This window comes from Amycolatopsis acididurans (assembly GCF_012328925.1).
Taxonomy (GTDB): domain Bacteria; phylum Actinomycetota; class Actinomycetes; order Mycobacteriales; family Pseudonocardiaceae; genus Amycolatopsis_E; species Amycolatopsis_E acididurans.
The window spans coordinates 1-17,107 of record NZ_JAAXLS010000023.1 but is presented as its reverse complement, the minus strand read 5'-3'; the positions used below and the strand labels follow the sequence as shown (position 1 = coordinate 17,107).

The window sequence follows — 17,107 nt, the reverse complement described above, 5'->3', positions numbered from 1 at the left end:
CCAGCAGAGAAGGCATCCTTGACGACGTGGGACCGCCATCGTGCTCACGCACCGTATCTGACGGCGACGTTTCGTAGAAGGGCATAACCGGCCAGGTAGCGCGAAACGTGCTCGTAACACAGCCGCCGCGACAGTTCACGTACGTGAAACGTCGAAAGCGTTCCGGTGAAACACGCAAAACCAAAACTCCCGGGCAATATCTTCGCAACCGGGAGGACGATGTGCTGAACGCAGGAGACACCGCGTGGGTGTTGGCCAGCGCCGCGCTGGTCATGCTCATGACACCAGGGTTGGCGTTCTTCTATGGCGGCATGGTCCGCGTGAAGAGCGTCCTGAACATGCTGATGATGAACTTCATCTGTCTGGCGATCGTGTCGGTGCTGTGGGTGCTCTACGGCTTCGGCGAGTCGTTCAGCAGTGACGCGTTCGGCGGGCTGATCGGCAACTTCACCCACGCCGGATTGTCGAACACGTGGGGGCACCTGGTCGGGCTCGCCACCGCGGCCACCGACACCTCGCCCGCCGTGGCCTGGCCGGGCTCGGACGCCCTGCCGATGCTCGCGTTCGTGATGTTCCAGCTGATGTTCGCGGTGATCACCCCGGCGCTGATCTCCGGTGCGATCGCCGACCGCGTCAAGTTCTGGGGCTGGGCACTGTTCGTGGTCCTGTGGGTCACGATCGTGTACTTCCCGGTCGCGCACTGGGTGTTCTCGTTCGACGGCTTCATGGGCTCCGACGCACTCGGCGGGTGGATCGCCAACAAGCTCAAGGCGTTCGACTTCGCGGGTGGTACCGCGGTCCACATCAACGCCGGTGCCGCGGGTCTCGCGCTGGCCATCGTGCTCGGCAAGCGCAAGGGCTGGCCGCGTGACGTCGGCCGCCCGCACAACATCCCGTTCGTGCTGCTGGGTGCGGCGCTGCTGTGGTTCGGCTGGTACGGCTTCAACGCCGGTTCGGCGCTGTCCGCCGGTGACCTCGCCGGCGTCGCGTTCACCAACACCACCGTCGCCACCGCGGCCGCGGTGCTGGGCTGGCTGCTCGTCGAACAGCTCAAGTTCGGCAAGCCCACCACGCTGGGCGCCGCGTCGGGTGCCGTCGCGGGTCTGGTCGCCATCACCCCGGCGTGTGGTTTCGTCACCCCGCTCGGCTCCATCGCGATCGGTGTCATCGCCGGCGCCGTGTGTGCCCTGGCGATCTCGCTCAAGTACCGGTTCGGCTTCGACGACTCGCTCGACGTGGTCGGCGTGCACCTGGTCGGTGGTCTCGTCGGCACCCTGCTGATCGGCTTCTTCGCCAGCTCCAGCGTGAACTCCGCCGGTGGTGACGGATTGTTCTACGGTGGTGGTTGGAGTCAGCTGGGCAAGCAGGCGGTGGCCGCGTTCGCGGTCATGGGCTTCTCGTTCATCGCCACGCTCATCATCGGTTTCATCATCAAGGCGGCAGGCGGCTTCCGGGTCTCCACCGAGGATGAGGTCAGCGGCATCGACGAGGCGCAGCACGCGGAAAGCGCGTATGACTTCGGTGGCTCGGTTCTCGGTGGTCACAGCGCCACCGCTCCCTCGCCCGTTCCCACCAAGGACGGCGCGGCCCTGGAAGGGAGCAAGGCATGAAGCTGATCACCGCGATCGTCAAGCCGTTCACCCTTGACGACATCCGCGCGGCACTCGAGCAGCTGGGCGCGCTGGGCATGACCGTCAGCGAGGTCCAGGGCTACGGCCGCCAGAAGGGCCACACGGAGGTCTACCGCGGCGCCGAGTACGCGGTCGACTTCGTCGCCAAGCTCCGCGTCGAGGTCGTCACCGACGACGCGAACGTGGAGAAGGTCATCGAGGCGATCGTGAACGCCGCGCACACCGGCAAGATCGGTGACGGCAAGGTGTGGGTGACCCCGGTGGAGACCGTGGTCCGGGTTCGTACCGGCGAACGCGGCACGGACGCACTGTAGGCGCGACGATGGTTCTCGGGGGGGAACTCGCCAAGGCAGCCAACCGGCTGCTGGAAGGCCGCCACGGGCGGCTCGGAGCCTCGGCGCTGCGGGCCGCACTCGTGGACCTCTATGAGTTCTGGCTGAGCAAGGCCGCCGCGGCGGCCGGCGTGGACACCGCTGACCCCGGTGTCGCGCTGGTCGCCGTCGGCGGCCTGGGCCGGCGTGAGCTGGTCCCGTTCTCCGATCTGGATCTGGTGCTGCTGCACAACCAGAACGGAGGAGTCGCCGAAATCGCCGACGCGCTGTGGTACCCGCTGTGGGACGCGCGGATCGGCCTCGACCACGCCGTGCGCACGCCCGCCGAGGCACTTCAGGTCGCCTCGGAGGATCTGCGGACGGCGATCGGCCTGCTCGACGCGCGGCACATCTCCGGAGACGCCGAACTGGCCCGCAGGCTCACCTCCGCCGCGCGTGACCAGTGGCGGCGCACGGCCCGCAAACGCCTGCCGGAGCTGGCCGAGTCCACCCGCAAACGCTGGCAGCGCAGCGGGGAGATCGCCCAGTCCGCGGAGCCGGACCTCAAGTACGGCAAGGGCGGTCTGCGCGATCTGGGGATTCTGGACGCGCTGGCCGTCGCCCAGCTCACCGACCGGCCGGGCGAGGAGCTGCGCGAAGCCAAGGAACTGCTGCTCGACGTGCGCACCGAGATGCGGCGCGAACTGCGGCGGGACCGGGACATCCTCGGCGCGGCCGACGCGGAACTGGTCGCCGCCGAACTCGGCTTCGGTGACCGGTTCACCCTGGCCCGCAAGCTCGCCGGGGCCGGCCGCGCGGTCAGCTATGCCGTCGAGGTGGCGTTGCGGTCCACTGTGGAGCAACCGCGCGGCAGGTTCGGGCGCCGCCCGAGCCGCACGCCGCTCGACGAAGGCGTGGTGCTACACGGAAACGAGGTCGCGCTCGCACGCGACGCCGTACCCGCCAAGGATCCCGCGTTGCTGTTGCGGGTCGCCGCGGCCTCGGCGCGCACGGGTGTCCCGATCTCGCACGGCACCTTGCGCACACTCGCCGACTCCGCACCGGAGCTGCGCACGCCGTGGCCGTCCGATGCGCGGGACGCGCTGACCGGACTGCTCGGCGCGGGCGAAGGCCTGATCGACGCGGTGGAGGCGCTGGACCGCACGGGCCTGTGGGCGCGGCTGTTCCCGGAGTGGGGCGCCATCCGCGATCTGCCGCCGCGCTCGCCGGTGCACGCGTGGACCGTCGACCGCCACCTCGTGCAGACGTGTGTGGAGGCGGCCAAGCTCACCACGACCGTGTCCCGGCCGGACCTGCTGCTGCTGGGCGCACTGCTGCACGACATCGGCAAGGGCCGCGACACCGACCACTCCGAACTCGGGGCCGCGATCTCGGTCGAGGTGGCGCGCCGGATCGGACTGTCCGAATCGGACGCTGCCACGGTGTCGTCGCTGGTGCGGCATCACCTGTTGCTGCCGGACACCGCCACGCGCCGCGACATCGAGGACCCGGCGACCGTCAACCGGGTGACCAAGACCGCGGACAACGACGTGGTGCTGCTGGAACTGCTGCACGCGCTCACCGAAGCCGACTCGCTCGCGACCGGCCCCGGCATGTGGTCGGACTGGAAGGCGGGGCTCGTCGAGAACCTCGTCGCCCGGTGCCGTCAGGTCATGCAGGGCAAGGGATTCTCGCCGCCGCAACAGCTCGACGCCGAGCAGCGGGAGCTGATCGCGAAGGCGGCGCGCTCCGGGCGTGGCGAAGTCCTGATCACCTCCGACGGCAACATGGCGACGGTGGTGCTCGCGGTTCCGGCGCGCGCGGAACTGCTCGCCCCGGCCGCCGGGGTGCTGGCGCTGCATTCGCTCGAGGTGCATACCGCGACGTTGCGCGGGCACGGCGACGGGCGGGCGGGAATCTTCACAGCCTCGCCGAAGTTCGGTTCGCTGCCCGACAGCGGGCTGCTGCGCGAGCAGTTCGCCCGTGCCGTCGCCGGCGGGCTCGCGCTGGACGCGAAACTCGCGGCGAAGGAACGGGACTACCAGGCCCCGGTCCGGGTCGTGGCCAAGCCGAAGGTGCTGTGGTTCGACGACGAGACCAGCGGGCCGAACACGGTGGTGCTGGAACTGCGCGCGATGGACCGGATCGGGCTGCTGTACCGGGTGGCGGGCGCGCTGCAGTCGTGCGACGCGGACGTGCGGTGGGCCAAGGTGGCCACGCTCGGCGGGGCGGTCGTCGACTCGTTCGCGGTGGCCCCGCGCGGCGGCAAGGTGGACCAGGCCTGGCGCCACCGCGTCGAGCAGGCGGTGCTCGCCGCCGCTTCGTGAGCCGGGCGGAATGCCGCGGGCGGCCATCCCCCGCGGCATTCCGCTCACCCACACCGGGGTGTCGCGGCCGGATCCGGTGATCGCGATGGCAGTATGTCGCCCATGCCGGAGCTCGAGCCGACCGTCCTGCCGATCACGGTGGCCGCTTCCCACCTCCGCTCCTGCGCCGCCGAACTGGCCGGCGCGTCCGGAACGGAACTGGGCGAGCTGGTCGAGGCGATCGAGGATCTGGTGGCAGGTCAGCGCCTGCTCTCGGGCGCGCTGAGCAGGCTCGCGGACCGCGTCGACGCCGGCCGGGACGACGTGCTCGCGGCCGCGCCCGGGCCGCATGTGGCCGCGCTGAGCGAGGTACTCCAGGCGGCCGCCGGTGCTTTCGGCTATTCGGCCGACGCGCTCGCGGAAAGCGGCCCGCTGGTTCGCGGCGTGTCCGGATTCTCCGGTCCGAACACCCGTTTGTAGCTATTGACCCACCACCCCGCTGGATACGCTTTTCCGATGCGGACCGTGTGGAAAGGCACTATCGGATTCGGCAGTTCGGCCATTCCGGTGAAGGCTTACAGCGCCACCGAGGATCACGGGACCCCGCTGCACACACTGCATTCCGCCGATGGTGGAAGGATCAGGATGCGACGGGTCTGCGAGGTCGATGGCGCCGACGTTCCGGCCGGTGAAATCGGCAAGGGATTTCCGCTTCCCGGTGGTGACGTGGTCCTGCTCAGTGACGAGGAATTGGCCGAACTGCCGTTACCGACGGCGCATTCGATCGAGATTCTCGGTTTCATTCCCTCGGCCCAGCTCGATCCGCTCTATTTCGTCAAGAGCTACTACCTGGAACCCGAAGTGCCCGCCACCAAGCCGTACGTGCTGCTGAGCGAGGCGATGCAGCAGGCGGAGAAGATCGCGATGGTGAAGGTGGCGATCCGGCAACGCGAGACGCTCGGCGCGCTGCGGGTGCGCGGCCAGATGATCATGCTGGACACGCTGCACTGGCCGGACGAGGTGCGCGCGCCCGACTTCCCGTTCCTGCACGAGGACGTCGACGTGCGCACGGCGCACGTACGCGCGGCGGCGAACCTGATCGAGAACCTCTCCGGCGACTTCACGCCCGGGGCGTACACCGACGGCTACTCCGCGGCCCTGCAGGCGCTCATCGAGGCGAAGATCGAGGGCCGCGAGGTGCTCCAGCCGACCGCCGCGATCCAGGACGAGGGTGTCGAGGCGCTGCTGCGGGCCCTGCAGGAGAGCGCGCAGACCAAGACCGACGCCGACCAGTCGGCCTCGCCCGCGGTGAAACGGGCCAAGGCGGCCGCGGACAAGGCCGCCGCCGCGAAGCGCGAGGCCAAGAAGGCCTCGTCGAAGGCGCGGTCGGCGCCGAAGAGCCGCCGCTGACACGTGCCCGGAAAAAAAGTTTCGCAAACCCGCGTCATGGGTGCCCGGTGCCCGGGTCCCACTGCCACGCGCCGGTCGTGGCTGGACGGCTCCTGAGTAGATCTACCTAGGTCTACTTGAGGGTTGTCACGCTGCCCGGCGCACCCCCGTACCGGGCAGGCTGTGTACATCGCGCCGAAGGCGGCGATGAGCACCAGATCTCGCCAGGTACTGGGGGTCCGGCGAGGTGGGCGGTCATACCGCCGGTTTCGGCGCGACCGTGCGGGTGGCTCGGCGAGGGGGCGAGCCACCCGCACGACTTGCCCGGTCCCGGAGTTTCGCGGCACCCGCAGCCGGGCACATCCGGGCGGCTACCCTGGTGGGCGGAGCAACCACGACCAGCTGGAGCGTGCACCGCCGTGTTCGACACCCTGTCCGAACGGCTTACCTCGACCCTGCAGAACCTGCGGGGCAAGGGCAAGCTGACCGACGCCGACATCGACGCCACCGCGCGCGAGATCCGCATCGCGCTGCTGGAGGCCGACGTCGCGCTGCCCGTCGTCCGCGAGTTCATCGCGCAGATCAAGCAGCGCGCCAAGGGCGCCGAGGTCCACGGCGCGCTGAACCCGGCGCAGCAGGTCATCAAGATCGTCAACGAGGAGCTCGTCGGGATCCTCGGCGGCGAGACGCGGCGGCTCAACCTCGCCAAGACCCCGCCGACGGTGATCATGCTCGCCGGTCTGCAGGGTTCCGGTAAGACCACGCTGGCCGGCAAGCTCGCGATGCACCTGAAGAAGCAGGGCCACGCGCCGCTGCTGGTGGCCTGTGACCTCCAGCGCCCCAACGCCGTCACCCAGCTCCAGGTGGTCGGCGAGCGGGCCGGGGTGACCACGTTCGCCCCCGAACCGGGCAACGGGGTCGGCGATCCCGTCGACGTGGCCCGCCGCGGCATCGACGAGGCCCGGCACGCCCAGCACGACGTGGTCATCGTCGACACCGCCGGGCGGCTGGGCGTCGACGAGGAACTGATGAAGCAGGCCGCCGACATCCGGGACGCGGTCGAGCCCGACGAGACGCTGTTCGTCGTCGACGCGATGATCGGTCAGGACGCGGTCACCACGGCCGAGGCCTTCCGTGACGGCGTCGGCTTCACCGGCGTGGTGCTGACGAAGCTCGACGGTGACGCCCGCGGTGGTGCGGCGCTGTCGGTCCGCCAGGTCACCGGGCAGCCGATCCTGTTCGCGTCCAACGGCGAGAAGCTCGAGGACTTCGACGTCTTCCACCCGGACCGGATGGCCAGCCGGATCCTCGGCATGGGCGATCTGCTCACCCTGATCGAACAGGCCGAGCAGGCCTTCGACCAGGAGCAGGCGGAGAAGGCCGCGGCCAAGCTCGGCACCGGTGAGCTGACCCTGGAGGACTTCCTCGAGCAGATGCTCGCGGTCCGCAAGATGGGTCCGATCGGCAACCTGCTCGGCATGCTGCCCGGCGCGGGCCAGATGAAGGACCAGCTGGCCGCGGTCGACGACAAGCAGCTGGACCGGGTGCAGGCGATCATTCGCGGCATGACCCCGGCGGAGCGCTCCAACCCGAAGATGATCAACGGGTCGCGCCGGCAGCGCATCGCGGTCGGCTCGGGTGTCACGGTCCGCGAGGTCAACGACCTGGTGAACCGGTTTTTCGAGGCTCGCAAGATGATGCAGCAGATGGCGGGCCGGTTCGGCTTCGGCGGTGGCAGCGCCACCAAGAAGAACAAGGCCAAGGGCAAGAAGGGCAAGAAGGCCAAGGGGCGCGGTCCCACACAGTCCAAGGTGCGCGGCGGCTTCCCCGGCGGCATGCCGATGCTGCCGCCCGGTGCCGGTGGTCCCGGCGGCCCCGACCTATCGCAGCTGGGCGGCGGGATGAACGACGTGCCCGGCTTCGACCCGTCGAAGTTCAAGCTGCCGAAGAACAAGTGATGCGCGTACGCGGCGTGGTGCTGCCCGACGGTGAGCAGCGCGAGCTGTGGATCACCGGCGGCCGGATCAGCTCCGAACCGGTTGACGGTGCACAAACCCTTGTCTCCGAAGGGTTTCTGGTGCCCGGTCTGGTCGACGCGCACTGCCATCCCGCGATCGGGGTCGGCGGGCCGACCACACTGGACGAAGCCGTCGGGAACGCGAAGCGCGACCGGGACGCGGGCACGCTGCTGATCCGCGACTGCGGCCAGCCCATCGACACGCGTGCCCTGCAACAGCGGGACGACCTGCCGCGGATCATCCGGGCGGGCAGGCACCTCGCGCTGCCGAAACGGTACATCCCGGGGCTGGGCGTCGAGCTGTCCTCACCGGACGACCTGCCCTCGGCGGTGGCCGAACAGGCCGCCGACGGCGACGGCTGGGTCAAGCTGGTGGGCGACTGGATCGACCGTGCCAAGGGAGATCTGGCTCCGCTGTGGCCGGACGACGTGCTCGCCGAGGCGATCAAGGTCGCGCACGAGGCCGGCGCCCGCGTCACCGCGCACGTGTTCGGCGAGGACGCCTTGCCGGGCCTGATCAACGCCGGGATCGACTGCCTGGAACACGGCACGGGCCTGTCCGCGGAGCTGCTCGCCGAGATGGCCGACCGGGGCACCGCGCTCGTGCCCACGCTGATCAACATCGACAACTTCCCCGGCATCGCGGACCAGGCGGCCAAGTACCCGACGTACGCGGCGCACATGCGGGCGCTGCACGCCGGCGTCGGGGACATGGTCGCGGCGGCTCTGTCGGCGGGCATCCCGGTCTACGCGGGCAGCGACGCGGGCGGCATGGTCGCGCACGGCAGGCTCGTCGACGAGATCGAGGCGCTGCACCGGGCCGGTATGTCACGTGAGCAGGCGCTCGCGGCAGGATCGTGGGCCGCTCGCGACTGGCTGGGTCACCCGTCGATCACCGACGGCGCCCCGGCGGACTTCCTGATCTACGACACCGACCCCCGCGAAGACCTCGCCGCGCTCCGCACCCCCCGTCACATCGTCCTGCGCGGCAACGTCATCCGCTGAGGTCTCCCTCCGCGGCCCGGCTTCACTCCCCGGGTTCGGCCGATCGCGCCGCGCCACCTAGCCTGGGCGCGTGGCAGGGGGCAACCGTGCGGTGCGGCGCGACGAAGTCCGCACCGGGCTCGTTTTCGGCGCGCACTGGGGTTTCCTGGCGTTCTTCGTCGGCCTCGCCGCGTATCACGTCGTCACGATCACCATGACCGCCCTGCGCGGCGGCGGCCGCGCCGGCTCGGGCCCGTTCGAGCTGCTCGACGTCGGCCCCGTGCTGCTGCTGGCGTTCCTGCCGAGCGTGCTGCTCGGCCTCGGCCCGATGATCGCCTCGAAACGGTGGGGGAGCGGACCGAAAACCGACTTCGGCTGGCTGCCCTGCCTGCGTGACGTCAAGGTCGGCGTGGCCTGCGGAGGCCTCGCGCTGGGCGTGGGCTACCTGCTCAACCTCGTGCTGCTGGGTTTGTTCGGCACGGACCGGGTATCCGACAACCCGTTGACCGATCTGGCCCAGGAGGTCGACGAGAACAACACGGTCTGGCTCGTGCTGGCGGCGGTCATCGTGATCGGCGCCGCGCCGCTCGCCGAGGAACTGCTGATCCGCGGTGCCCTGTGGAAAGCGCTCGAACACCATCGGGTGCCGCCGTGGGTGATCCTGGTGCTGACGGCGGTCGTGTTCGCCTACCTGCACGGCGAGCCGACACGTACCGTCTCGCTGCTCGGGCAGGGCATCGCGATCGGCCTGGCCCGGCTGCGGACGGGTCGCGTCGGGGCCGGGCTGGTGGCACACGCCGCGAACAATCTTCCCGCGGCCTTGCTGCTGTTCACCGGCTCCTGACGGTGGCGCGATGGGTACTAGGCTCGGCAAGTGGTTCGGTTGGATGGGACGGAGGCCCGGGGTGACTGCGACGCAGCCAGACGAACCCGTGCCTGAGCTCGCCTCATTGCCCGACACCTCCGCCACGCCTGATCACCGCTGGGGCTTCGGGGCGTTCCTGGTCGTCGAGGCCACGTTGCTGGCCTCGGCCGCCTTCATCAGCGTGCTGCTCGGCCCCGCCCCGCCGGGACAGGCCATTCCGGTGTCGGACGTGCTGATCGGCACGATGCTGCCCACGGCGTTCGCGGCACTGGTCGCCGTGCTGTTCACGGTGTGGCGCGGTAACGGGCCGCTGATCGACCTGCGGCTGTCGTGGCATTGGGCCGACGTGCGCCTCGGGCTGAAACTCGGCGTGCTGGGCCTGGCGCTGACCACCGTCGGCGCGTTCGTCTGGAGTCAGGTCGTCGGCCCGAACAACTCGACGTCGGCGATCAGCGCGCTGGTCGAGGACCAGCCCATGTCGGTCACCGCCGCCGTCATCATGTTCGTCTACCTGTGGCTGATCGCCCCGATCTGCGAGGAGATCATCTACCGCGGCCTGCTGTGGGGCGCGGTCGAGCGACTGCAGTGGGGGCGCGAGAAATGGGGCAGGCTCGCCGCGTTCCTGCTGTCCACGGCCGTGTTCGCAGTGAGCCACCTGGAGCCACTGCGCACCACGCTGCTGCTGGTCATCGCGGTACCGATCGGACTGGCCCGGCTGTTCACCGGCAGGCTGCTCGGCGCGGTCGTCGCGCACCAGATGAACAACTTCCTGCCGGCACTGGCCATGCTGCTCACGGCACTGGGCGTGATGACCCTCTAGCGAGGACGCTGCCTTCGTCTGGCACAATTGACCCTTGCCTGCTTCGGCCGGTCCCTCTCACCGTGCCGTGGCGACCCCAGCTTCGGGTACCCGAGTCCGTTTCCCCACTCGGATCGTGTCCCCGGCGATAGCGAGCACGAGAAAACCAAGGAGTACCCACACCAGTGGCCGTCAAGATCAAGCTGCAGCGCCTCGGCAAGATCCGTGCGCCGTACTACCGCATCATCGTCGCCGACGCACGTACCCGCCGGGATGGCAAGGCCATCGAGACGATCGGCAAGTACCACCCGAAGGAAGAGCCGAGCTTCATCGAGGTCGACTCCGAGCGTGCTCAGTACTGGCTGGGTGTCGGCGCACTGCCGACCGAGCCGGTGCAGCGCATCCTCGAGATCACCGGTGACTGGCAGAAGTTCAAGGGCCTGCCGGGTGCCGAGGGCACGCTGAAGGTGCGCGAGCCGAAGCCGTCGAAGCAGGACCTGTTCAACGCCGCGCTCGCCGCCGCCGGTGAGGAGCCCTCCACCGAGGCCACCACGCCGAAGAAGAAGGCCCCGAAGAAGGCCGACGCCGAGGCCGGCGAGGCGGGCAAGGAAGAGGCGTGAGCTTCCTCGCCGACTCCCTCGAACACCTGGTGCGCGGGATCGTCGACAACCCGGACGACGTCCGGGTCGACCTGATCACCACGCGCCGTGGCCGCACGCTCGAGGTCCACGTGCACCCGGACGACCTCGGCAAGGTCATCGGCCGGGGCGGCCGCACCGCGACCGCCCTGCGCACCGTCATGGGCGGTATCGGTGGTCGCGGCGTCCGGGTGGACGTCGTCGACACCGATCGTTGAGCCCAGCCGTCGTGGAGGTTGTCGTCGGGCGCGTCGCCAAGGCACACGGGATTCGTGGCGAACTCGCCGTGGACGTGCGCACCGACTCTCCCGAGGAACGATTCCGCGAAGGCGCGACGCTGGTCGCGAGGCACCGTGACGGCAGCACTCGCGAACTCACCGTGGCAGCCGCCCGCCCGCACGGCGGGCGGCTGCTGGTGACTTTCGAGCAGGTCGCCTCCCGTCAGGACGCCGACTTGGTCCGCGGCGTTCTGCTGCTCGCCGACACCGCGGACCTGCCGCCCACCGACGATCCCGACGAGTTCTACGACCACGAACTCGAAGGCCTGCGCGCCGAGCTGACCGACGGCACGACCATCGGAACGGTCCAGGAAATCGTGCACGCGCCGGGCGCTGAACTGCTGTCGCTCGACCGCGACGGCCGCGTGGTGCTGGTGCCGTTCGTGCGCGAGATCGTCCCCGTGGTCGACGTACCCGGCGGCCGCGTCGTGGTCGACCCGCCCGAGGGCCTGCTGGACGAGTAATGCGCATCGACGTCGTCACGATCTTCCCCGAGTACCTCGACCCGCTGCGCGCCGCGCTGCTGGGCCGTGCCATCGAGCGCGGCCTGATCGAGGTCGGCGTGCACGATCTGCGGAACTGGACGCACGACGTGCACCGCGCCGTCGACGACGCCCCCTACGGCGGTGGTCCCGGCATGGTGATGAAGCCGCAGGTGTGGGGCGACGCGCTCGACACCGTGTGCGGCGAGCGGACCAGGCTGGTCGTGCCGACCCCGGCGGGGCGGCCGTTCACCCAGGACATGGCGCACGAGTTCGCCCGCGAAGAGCACCTCGTGTTCGCGTGTGGCCGCTACGAGGGCATCGACCAGCGGGTCATCGAGGACGCGGCGCGCCGGATGCCCGTCGACGAGGTGTCCATCGGCGACTACGTGCTCGTCGGTGGCGAGGCCGCCGTGCTGGTCATGGTCGAGGCGACCGTGCGGCTGCTGCCCGGCGTGCTGGGCAACCCGGTCTCTGCCGAGCAGGACTCGTTCTCCGACGGCCTGCTCGAAGGCCCGAGCTACACGCGGCCCGAGGTGTGGCGCGAGCTGGCGGTGCCGGAGGTACTGCGCTCGGGCAACCACGCGCTCATCGACCGCTGGCGGCGTGACCAGGCACTCGAGCGCACCGTGCGGCGCCGCCCCGATCTGGTCGAGCGGCTGCCGGAGGGTAGCCTCGACAAGCACGATCTGGCCGTGCTCGACCGCGTGCGGGGCGAGCAACAGGCCGGGTGATCCCGCGAACGCCGCGTCTGCAATACTTGACCGGTTGGCGCGCGGTCACCGAAAGCGCGCGCAGCCCACCAGCCCCCGGGTCGATCGCTGTCGAGCAGGTCCGTGCCCGGATGTAGACAGATAAGACGAAGGACGAGGACGGAACACCGATGAACACCCTGGACGCCCTGGACGCTCAGTCGCTGCGTTCCGACATTCCGAACTTCCGCCCGGGTGACACGCTGAAGGTGCACGTTCGCGTCATCGAGGGAAACCGCGAGCGTAACCAGATCTTCCAGGGCGTGGTCATCCGCCGACAGGGCGGTGGCATCCGCGAGACCTTCACCGTTCGCAAGGTCTCCTTCGGTGTCGGCGTCGAGCGCACCTTCCCGGTGCACTCGCCGAACATCGCCAAGATCGAGGTCGACCGGCGCGGTGATGTGCGTCGCGCCAAGCTCTACTACCTGCGCGAGCTGCGCGGCAAGGCCGCCAAGATCAAGGAGCGCCGCGAGGCCCCGACCGGGTCCTGAGCCCACTCCGAGTAGCCTGGCGAAGTGGTTGAACCTGTGCCCTCCAGCGCCCCCGAGGACGAACCCGAATTCGAGGACCACGCCGACTCCGGCGAAAAGGGCAAGCGGAGCAAGAAACATCGTAAGGCCAAAAAACAGCGCTCGTTCTGGGTCGAACTCCCGATCCTGATCGTCGTGGCGCTGGTGCTGGCCTTCGTGTTTCAGCAGTTCTTCGCCAGGGTCTACACGATCCCGTCGGGGTCGATGGAGACCACGCTGCACGGTTGCCCCGGCTGCTACGGCGACAAGGTGCTGGTCGACAAGATCACGTACGACTTCACCGACCCGGGACCGGGCGATGTCGTGGTGTTCAAGGGCCCGGAGCCGTGGGTCGAGAACGAGACCACCTCTCAGGAGTCCGGCAACCCGGTCGTGCGGTTCTTCCAGGACATCGGCTCGGTGTTCGGACTCGCCCCGCCCGACGAGCGTGACTTCGTCAAGCGAATCATCGCCACCGGCGGGCAGACCGTGTCGTGCTGTGACGCGCAGAACCACGTCGTCGTCGACGGCAAGGCGCTCAACGAGCCCTACATCCACTGGGAAGACCCGACCGATCAGCGGCAGGAGCCGTTCGAGCCGGTGAAGGTGCCCCAGGGTGATGTGTGGGTCATGGGCGACAACCGCAACGACTCGTGCGACTCGCGGTGTCAGGGCGGCGGCGGCCTTCGCGGTGTCGTGCCGGTGGCCAACATCATCGGCAAGGCGCGCATCATCGTCCTGCCACCCGGCCGCTGGGGCGGGGTGAGCGACACGAACCCGCAGGCCAACGCACAACCGGTCGCGTTGGGTATGAGCGCCCCGAGCTGGCAGCAGGGCGTGCCGATCGGTTTCGGCATGGTCGCCGCCTGGCCGACGCTGGCGCTCAGCCGCAAGCTCGGTTCCGGTGTGCGCGAGGCGGTCAAGCGAAAGCGATAGCCAGTGGGTAGCTCTTCGACGCTCGTGGCCCCGTTCCGGCCACCGCGGGCGGTGATTCGGGGGGAAACGACCTGGGGGCTGCTCTCCGCGCTCGATCGTCGCGGGCTCGGGCCCGTCGCGGGTGTCGACGAGGCGGGTCGTGGTGCGTGCGCGGGTCCGCTGGTCGTCGCGTCCTGTGTGCTCAAGCCCGGTGACGCCGCCCGGCTGCCCGAGCTGACCGACTCCAAGCTGCTGACGGCGCTGGCCAGGGAGCGGGTCTACGAGCGCGTGCTGAAGCGTGCGCTCGACTACTCCATCGTGGTGATCTCGCCGGCCGAGGTGGACGCGCTGGGTATCCATGTGACGAACATCGAAGGTATGCGCCGCGCTGTCGCCGGGCTCGCAACGTGCCCGGGCTACGTACTGACCGACGGATTCAAAGTGCCCGGGCTGCCGGCGCCGAGTGTGCCCGTGATCAAGGGGGACCGGGCGGTCGCCTGCGTGGCCGCGGCGTCCGTGCTGGCCAAGGTGACCAGGGACCGGATCATGGCCGACCTGCACGGGGAGCATCCGGTGTACGGATTCGACGTCCACAAGGGTTACACCACGGAACAGCACGGCGCGGCACTCACCGAACACGGACCGAGTGAGGTACATCGGTGGTCGTACACCAACGTGGCGACAGCCGGAGCCGCCCACGGCCGCCGTCCACCACATCGAGTGATGCTGACGGCGGCGGCGCTGGGGCAAATGAGCCCGCCGGTGGCTGCTCTGATCGATGACGTGAGTCAGAATGAGGGTTCCGCCGTCGGATAACGGTCGAACTCGCGAGGAGGGGCGCGGAATCCATGAGCGCAGAGGATCTCGAGAAGTACGAGACCGAGATGGAGCTGTCGCTGTACCGGGAGTACCGGGACATCGTCAGCCAGTTCTCGTACGTGGTGGAGACCGAGCGGCGGTTCTACCTCGCCAACGCGGTGGACGTGCAGGTCCGTGACAGCGGGGGCGAGGTCTACTTCGAGGTGCGGATGTCCGACGCCTGGGTGTGGGACATGTACCGCCCGGCCCGGTTCGTGAAGAACGTCCGGGTCATCACGTTCAAGGACGTCAACGTCGAGGAGCTGGAGAAACCCGACCTCCGGCTGCCCGAGGACGGTCCGTTCTCGGGCTGAGCCCACCAACTTGTCCACAGGGGGCGGGTTGTCCACAGCCGCCCCGATTCGTCCTGGTGCCCTCTTGGCCGGACCTGGAAGCGTGATCCCCACGCGAAAGATCCGACATCCTGGGGGAAGCAGTGACCAGCACGGTGGCAAGACCGGACGTCGCCCCGCACCTCGGCCTCGGCCGTAAGGGCGAGCGGCTGGCGGCGCAGCATCTGCAGAAACTCGGTTTCGTGGTGCTGTCCAAGAACTGGCGGTGCCGCGAGGGCGAGATCGACATCGTCGCCACCAACGGCAAGACGCTCGTGGTGTGCGAGGTGAAGACCCGGGCCGGGGAGCAGTTCGGCGAACCCGCCGAGGCGGTCACCGAGGAGAAGATCGCCCGGATCAGGCGCATCACCGGGCAGTGGTTGCGTGCGTTCAGCGTCCGCTGGTGCACGGTCCGGTTCGACGTGATCGCGGTACTGGCGCGGCCGGGCGGCGAGTTCGAGCTCCGGCATTTCCCCGGGGCGTTCTGATGCCCATCGGACACGCCTGGTCGGTCGCCCTGCTGGGGCTCGACGGCCGGGTCATCGAAGTGGAGGCCGATCTCGGCGGCGGGCTGCCCGGCATGAAGCTCGTCGGCCTGCCCGACGCCGGCCTGCGCGAGGCCAAGGACCGGGTGCGCTCCGCGGTGCGCAACTCGGCCGAGCCGTGGCCGGGGGAGAAGCTCACGCTCGGCCTGTCTCCGGCGGACCTGCCCAAGCTCGGCTCGGGCTACGACCTCGCCATCGCGGTCGCGGTACTGGCCGCGGCTTCCACCGTTCCGTCCACCCGCCTGCCCGGCACGGTGATGCTCGGCGAGCTGTCCCTGGACGGGCGGGTACGGGAGATCCGCGGGGTGCTGCCGGGTCTGCTGGCCGCGCGCAAGGCGGGTATGAAGCGGGCGGTCGTGCCGGTGCATTCGCTGTTCGAAGCCGCGCTGGTCGAGGGCGTCGAGATCTTCGGCGCCGGCCGGCTCAGCGAGGTGGTGGCCTGGTTACGCGGCGAGGATGTGCTCACCCGCCCGGACAAACCCGATGTGTCCACCCACAACGAAACACCGGACCTGGCCGACGTCATCGGCCAGCCGGAGGCGAGGTGGGCCCTGGAGGTCGCGGCGGCGGGCGGCCACCACGTCCTGCTGACCGGCCCGCCGGGTGTCGGCAAGACGATGCTCGCCAAGCGCTTGCCCGGCCTGCTGCCCAGCCTGTCGCTGGAAGAGGCGCTGGAGGTCACGGCCGTCCATTCCCTGCACGGCTCGTTGTCCCGGACGGCACCGTTGATCACGCTCCCGCCGTTCGTGGCCCCGCACCACACCGTGTCCGTCGCCGCACTGGTCGGTGGTGGTTCCGGCCTTGCCATGCCGGGCTTGATCAGCCAGGCCCACCGGGGCGTCCTGTTTCTGGACGAAGCGTGTGAGTTCGACGCCCCACGGCTGGACTCGCTGCGCACGGCGCTGGAGGAGGGCGAGATCCGCATCGCCCGCGCGAAGGCCGCGGTGTGCTACCCGGCGCGCTTCCAGCTGGTGCTGGCCACGAACACGTGCCCGTGCGCCCCGGCGCGTGAGATCGACTGCACGTGCACGCCGATGGCGAAGCGGCGGTATCTGAGCAAGTTGTCGGGCCCGCTGATGGACCGCGTGGACCTGCGGGTGCAGATGCGCCCGATCACGGCGATGAGCACGCACAGCGCCGCCTACGAGTCCCCGGAACCGACGGCCTCGGTCCGCGACCGCGTCCTGGCAGCCCGGGACCGCGCCACGGCCCGCTGGTCAGCGCACGGCTGGCGCACCAACGCGGAGGTCCCGGGCCCGGCCCTGCGGCGCGAGTTCGCCCTCCCCCGAGACACGACGGCCATCCTCGACCGCGGCCTGGACCGCGGCACCCTGACAGCCCGCGGCGCCGACCGCTGCCTACGAATCGCCTGGACCCTGGCCGACTTGGCTAAGACCCCACGCCCAGAGCCGGACCACGTAGCAGCCGCCCTCCAGTTCCGAGCCCGGAGCGCGGCCGCATGATCTCCACTTCCACACCCGCCAACACCCAACCCC

At 69.7% G+C, this 17,107-nt stretch carries 19 protein-coding genes; all 19 read left to right on the top strand.

The annotated features are described in order from the left end of the window. Nucleotides 1-221 precede the first annotated feature (221 nt). Nucleotides 222-1,610 (top strand): ammonium transporter, encoded by a 1,389-nt coding sequence (locus HFP15_RS26490; protein ID WP_168519463.1) that lies wholly within the window; start codon nt 222-224, stop codon nt 1,608-1,610. Beyond that, nucleotides 1,607-1,945 (top strand): P-II family nitrogen regulator, encoded by a 339-nt coding sequence (locus HFP15_RS26485; RefSeq protein WP_091513500.1) that lies wholly within the window; start codon nt 1,607-1,609, stop codon nt 1,943-1,945. Before HFP15_RS26490 ends, HFP15_RS26485 begins: the two co-directional genes overlap by 4 nt. An 8-nt stretch (nt 1,946-1,953) precedes the next feature. Next, a complete protein-coding gene (locus tag HFP15_RS26480) occupies nt 1,954-4,269 on the top strand; it encodes a [protein-PII] uridylyltransferase (RefSeq protein ID WP_168519462.1) in 2,316 nt (771 codons plus the stop codon). A 102-nt stretch (nt 4,270-4,371) separates the two neighbouring features. Next, the gene (locus tag HFP15_RS26475) at nt 4,372-4,728 is read left to right on the top strand and encodes a hypothetical protein (protein ID WP_168519461.1); all 357 of its coding nucleotides are present in this window, start codon (nt 4,372-4,374) and stop codon (nt 4,726-4,728) included. A 36-nt stretch (nt 4,729-4,764) separates the two neighbouring features. Further along, nucleotides 4,765-5,658 carry a non-homologous end joining protein Ku gene (ku, locus tag HFP15_RS26470; RefSeq protein ID WP_168519460.1) on the top strand — a complete coding sequence of 298 codons (894 nt, stop codon included), beginning with the start codon at nt 4,765-4,767 and terminating at the stop codon, nt 5,656-5,658. A gap of 398 nt (nt 5,659-6,056) precedes the next feature. Then, entirely contained in the window at nt 6,057-7,595 is a 1,539-nt protein-coding gene (gene ffh, locus HFP15_RS26465; RefSeq protein WP_168519459.1) for a signal recognition particle protein, read from the top strand. Further along, nucleotides 7,595-8,659 (top strand): amidohydrolase family protein, encoded by a 1,065-nt coding sequence (locus HFP15_RS26460; protein WP_168519458.1) that lies wholly within the window; start codon nt 7,595-7,597, stop codon nt 8,657-8,659. Before ffh ends, HFP15_RS26460 begins: the two co-directional genes overlap by 1 nt. Before the next feature lie 70 nt (nt 8,660-8,729). Beyond that, nucleotides 8,730-9,482, top strand: coding sequence for a CPBP family intramembrane glutamic endopeptidase (locus HFP15_RS26455; RefSeq protein WP_312871751.1), 753 nt, complete (start codon nt 8,730-8,732; stop codon nt 9,480-9,482). Between the two features lie 61 nt (nt 9,483-9,543). Further along, the gene (locus HFP15_RS26450) at nt 9,544-10,323 is read left to right on the top strand and encodes a CPBP family intramembrane glutamic endopeptidase (protein ID WP_376768895.1); all 780 of its coding nucleotides are present in this window, start codon (nt 9,544-9,546) and stop codon (nt 10,321-10,323) included. Between the two features lie 164 nt (nt 10,324-10,487). Beyond that, nucleotides 10,488-10,922: a 30S ribosomal protein S16 gene (gene rpsP, locus HFP15_RS26445; protein ID WP_168519457.1), complete on the top strand. Its 435-nt coding sequence runs from the start codon at nt 10,488-10,490 to the stop codon at nt 10,920-10,922. Then, on the top strand, nt 10,919-11,158 hold the full coding sequence (locus HFP15_RS26440; protein ID WP_017987579.1) for an RNA-binding protein: 240 nt from the start codon (nt 10,919-10,921) through the stop codon (nt 11,156-11,158). The genes rpsP and HFP15_RS26440 overlap by 4 nt, the downstream gene beginning before the upstream one ends. A gap of 11 nt (nt 11,159-11,169) precedes the next feature. Then, nucleotides 11,170-11,682 (top strand): ribosome maturation factor RimM, encoded by a 513-nt coding sequence (gene rimM / locus HFP15_RS26435; RefSeq protein ID WP_168519456.1) that lies wholly within the window; start codon nt 11,170-11,172, stop codon nt 11,680-11,682. Next, complete coding sequence (gene trmD / locus HFP15_RS26430; protein ID WP_168519455.1) at nt 11,682-12,434, top strand: tRNA (guanosine(37)-N1)-methyltransferase TrmD; 753 nt, start codon at nt 11,682-11,684, stop codon at nt 12,432-12,434. The genes rimM and trmD overlap by 1 nt, the downstream gene beginning before the upstream one ends. A gap of 149 nt (nt 12,435-12,583) precedes the next feature. After that, nucleotides 12,584-12,943, top strand: a complete 360-nt coding sequence (rplS, locus tag HFP15_RS26425) for a 50S ribosomal protein L19 (RefSeq protein ID WP_168519454.1) — start codon at nt 12,584-12,586, stop codon at nt 12,941-12,943. Between the two features lie 24 nt (nt 12,944-12,967). Next, nucleotides 12,968-13,897, top strand: coding sequence for a signal peptidase I (lepB, locus tag HFP15_RS26420; protein ID WP_168519453.1), 930 nt, complete (start codon nt 12,968-12,970; stop codon nt 13,895-13,897). 51 nt (nt 13,898-13,948) lie between these two features. Next, complete coding sequence (locus tag HFP15_RS26415) at nt 13,949-14,692, top strand: ribonuclease HII (protein ID WP_312871750.1); 744 nt, start codon at nt 13,949-13,951, stop codon at nt 14,690-14,692. A 32-nt stretch (nt 14,693-14,724) separates the two neighbouring features. Next, nucleotides 14,725-15,048: a DUF2469 domain-containing protein gene (locus tag HFP15_RS26410; RefSeq protein WP_168519451.1), complete on the top strand. Its 324-nt coding sequence runs from the start codon at nt 14,725-14,727 to the stop codon at nt 15,046-15,048. 134 nt (nt 15,049-15,182) lie between these two features. After that, nucleotides 15,183-15,554 (top strand): YraN family protein, encoded by a 372-nt coding sequence (locus HFP15_RS26405; RefSeq protein ID WP_312871749.1) that lies wholly within the window; start codon nt 15,183-15,185, stop codon nt 15,552-15,554. Beyond that, nucleotides 15,554-17,074 carry a YifB family Mg chelatase-like AAA ATPase gene (locus HFP15_RS26400; protein ID WP_168519449.1) on the top strand — a complete coding sequence of 507 codons (1,521 nt, stop codon included), beginning with the start codon at nt 15,554-15,556 and terminating at the stop codon, nt 17,072-17,074. Before HFP15_RS26405 ends, HFP15_RS26400 begins: the two co-directional genes overlap by 1 nt. The last annotated feature ends 33 nt before the right edge of the window (nt 17,075-17,107 follow it).

Coding starts and splice junctions, on each gene's coding strand:
- HFP15_RS26485 (WP_091513500.1), top strand. CDS start 1,607: ATGAAGCTGATCACCGCGATCGTCAAGCCGTTCACCCTTGACGACATC.
- HFP15_RS26480 (WP_168519462.1), top strand. CDS start 1,954: ATGGTTCTCGGGGGGGAACTCGCCAAGGCAGCCAACCGGCTGCTGGAA.
- HFP15_RS26475 (WP_168519461.1), top strand. CDS start 4,372: ATGCCGGAGCTCGAGCCGACCGTCCTGCCGATCACGGTGGCCGCTTCC.
- ku (WP_168519460.1), top strand. CDS start 4,765: ATGCGGACCGTGTGGAAAGGCACTATCGGATTCGGCAGTTCGGCCATT.
- HFP15_RS26460 (WP_168519458.1), top strand. CDS start 7,595: ATGCGCGTACGCGGCGTGGTGCTGCCCGACGGTGAGCAGCGCGAGCTG.
- trmD (WP_168519455.1), top strand. CDS start 11,682: ATGCGCATCGACGTCGTCACGATCTTCCCCGAGTACCTCGACCCGCTG.
- rplS (WP_168519454.1), top strand. CDS start 12,584: ATGAACACCCTGGACGCCCTGGACGCTCAGTCGCTGCGTTCCGACATT.
- HFP15_RS26410 (WP_168519451.1), top strand. CDS start 14,725: ATGAGCGCAGAGGATCTCGAGAAGTACGAGACCGAGATGGAGCTGTCG.
- HFP15_RS26400 (WP_168519449.1), top strand. CDS start 15,554: ATGCCCATCGGACACGCCTGGTCGGTCGCCCTGCTGGGGCTCGACGGC.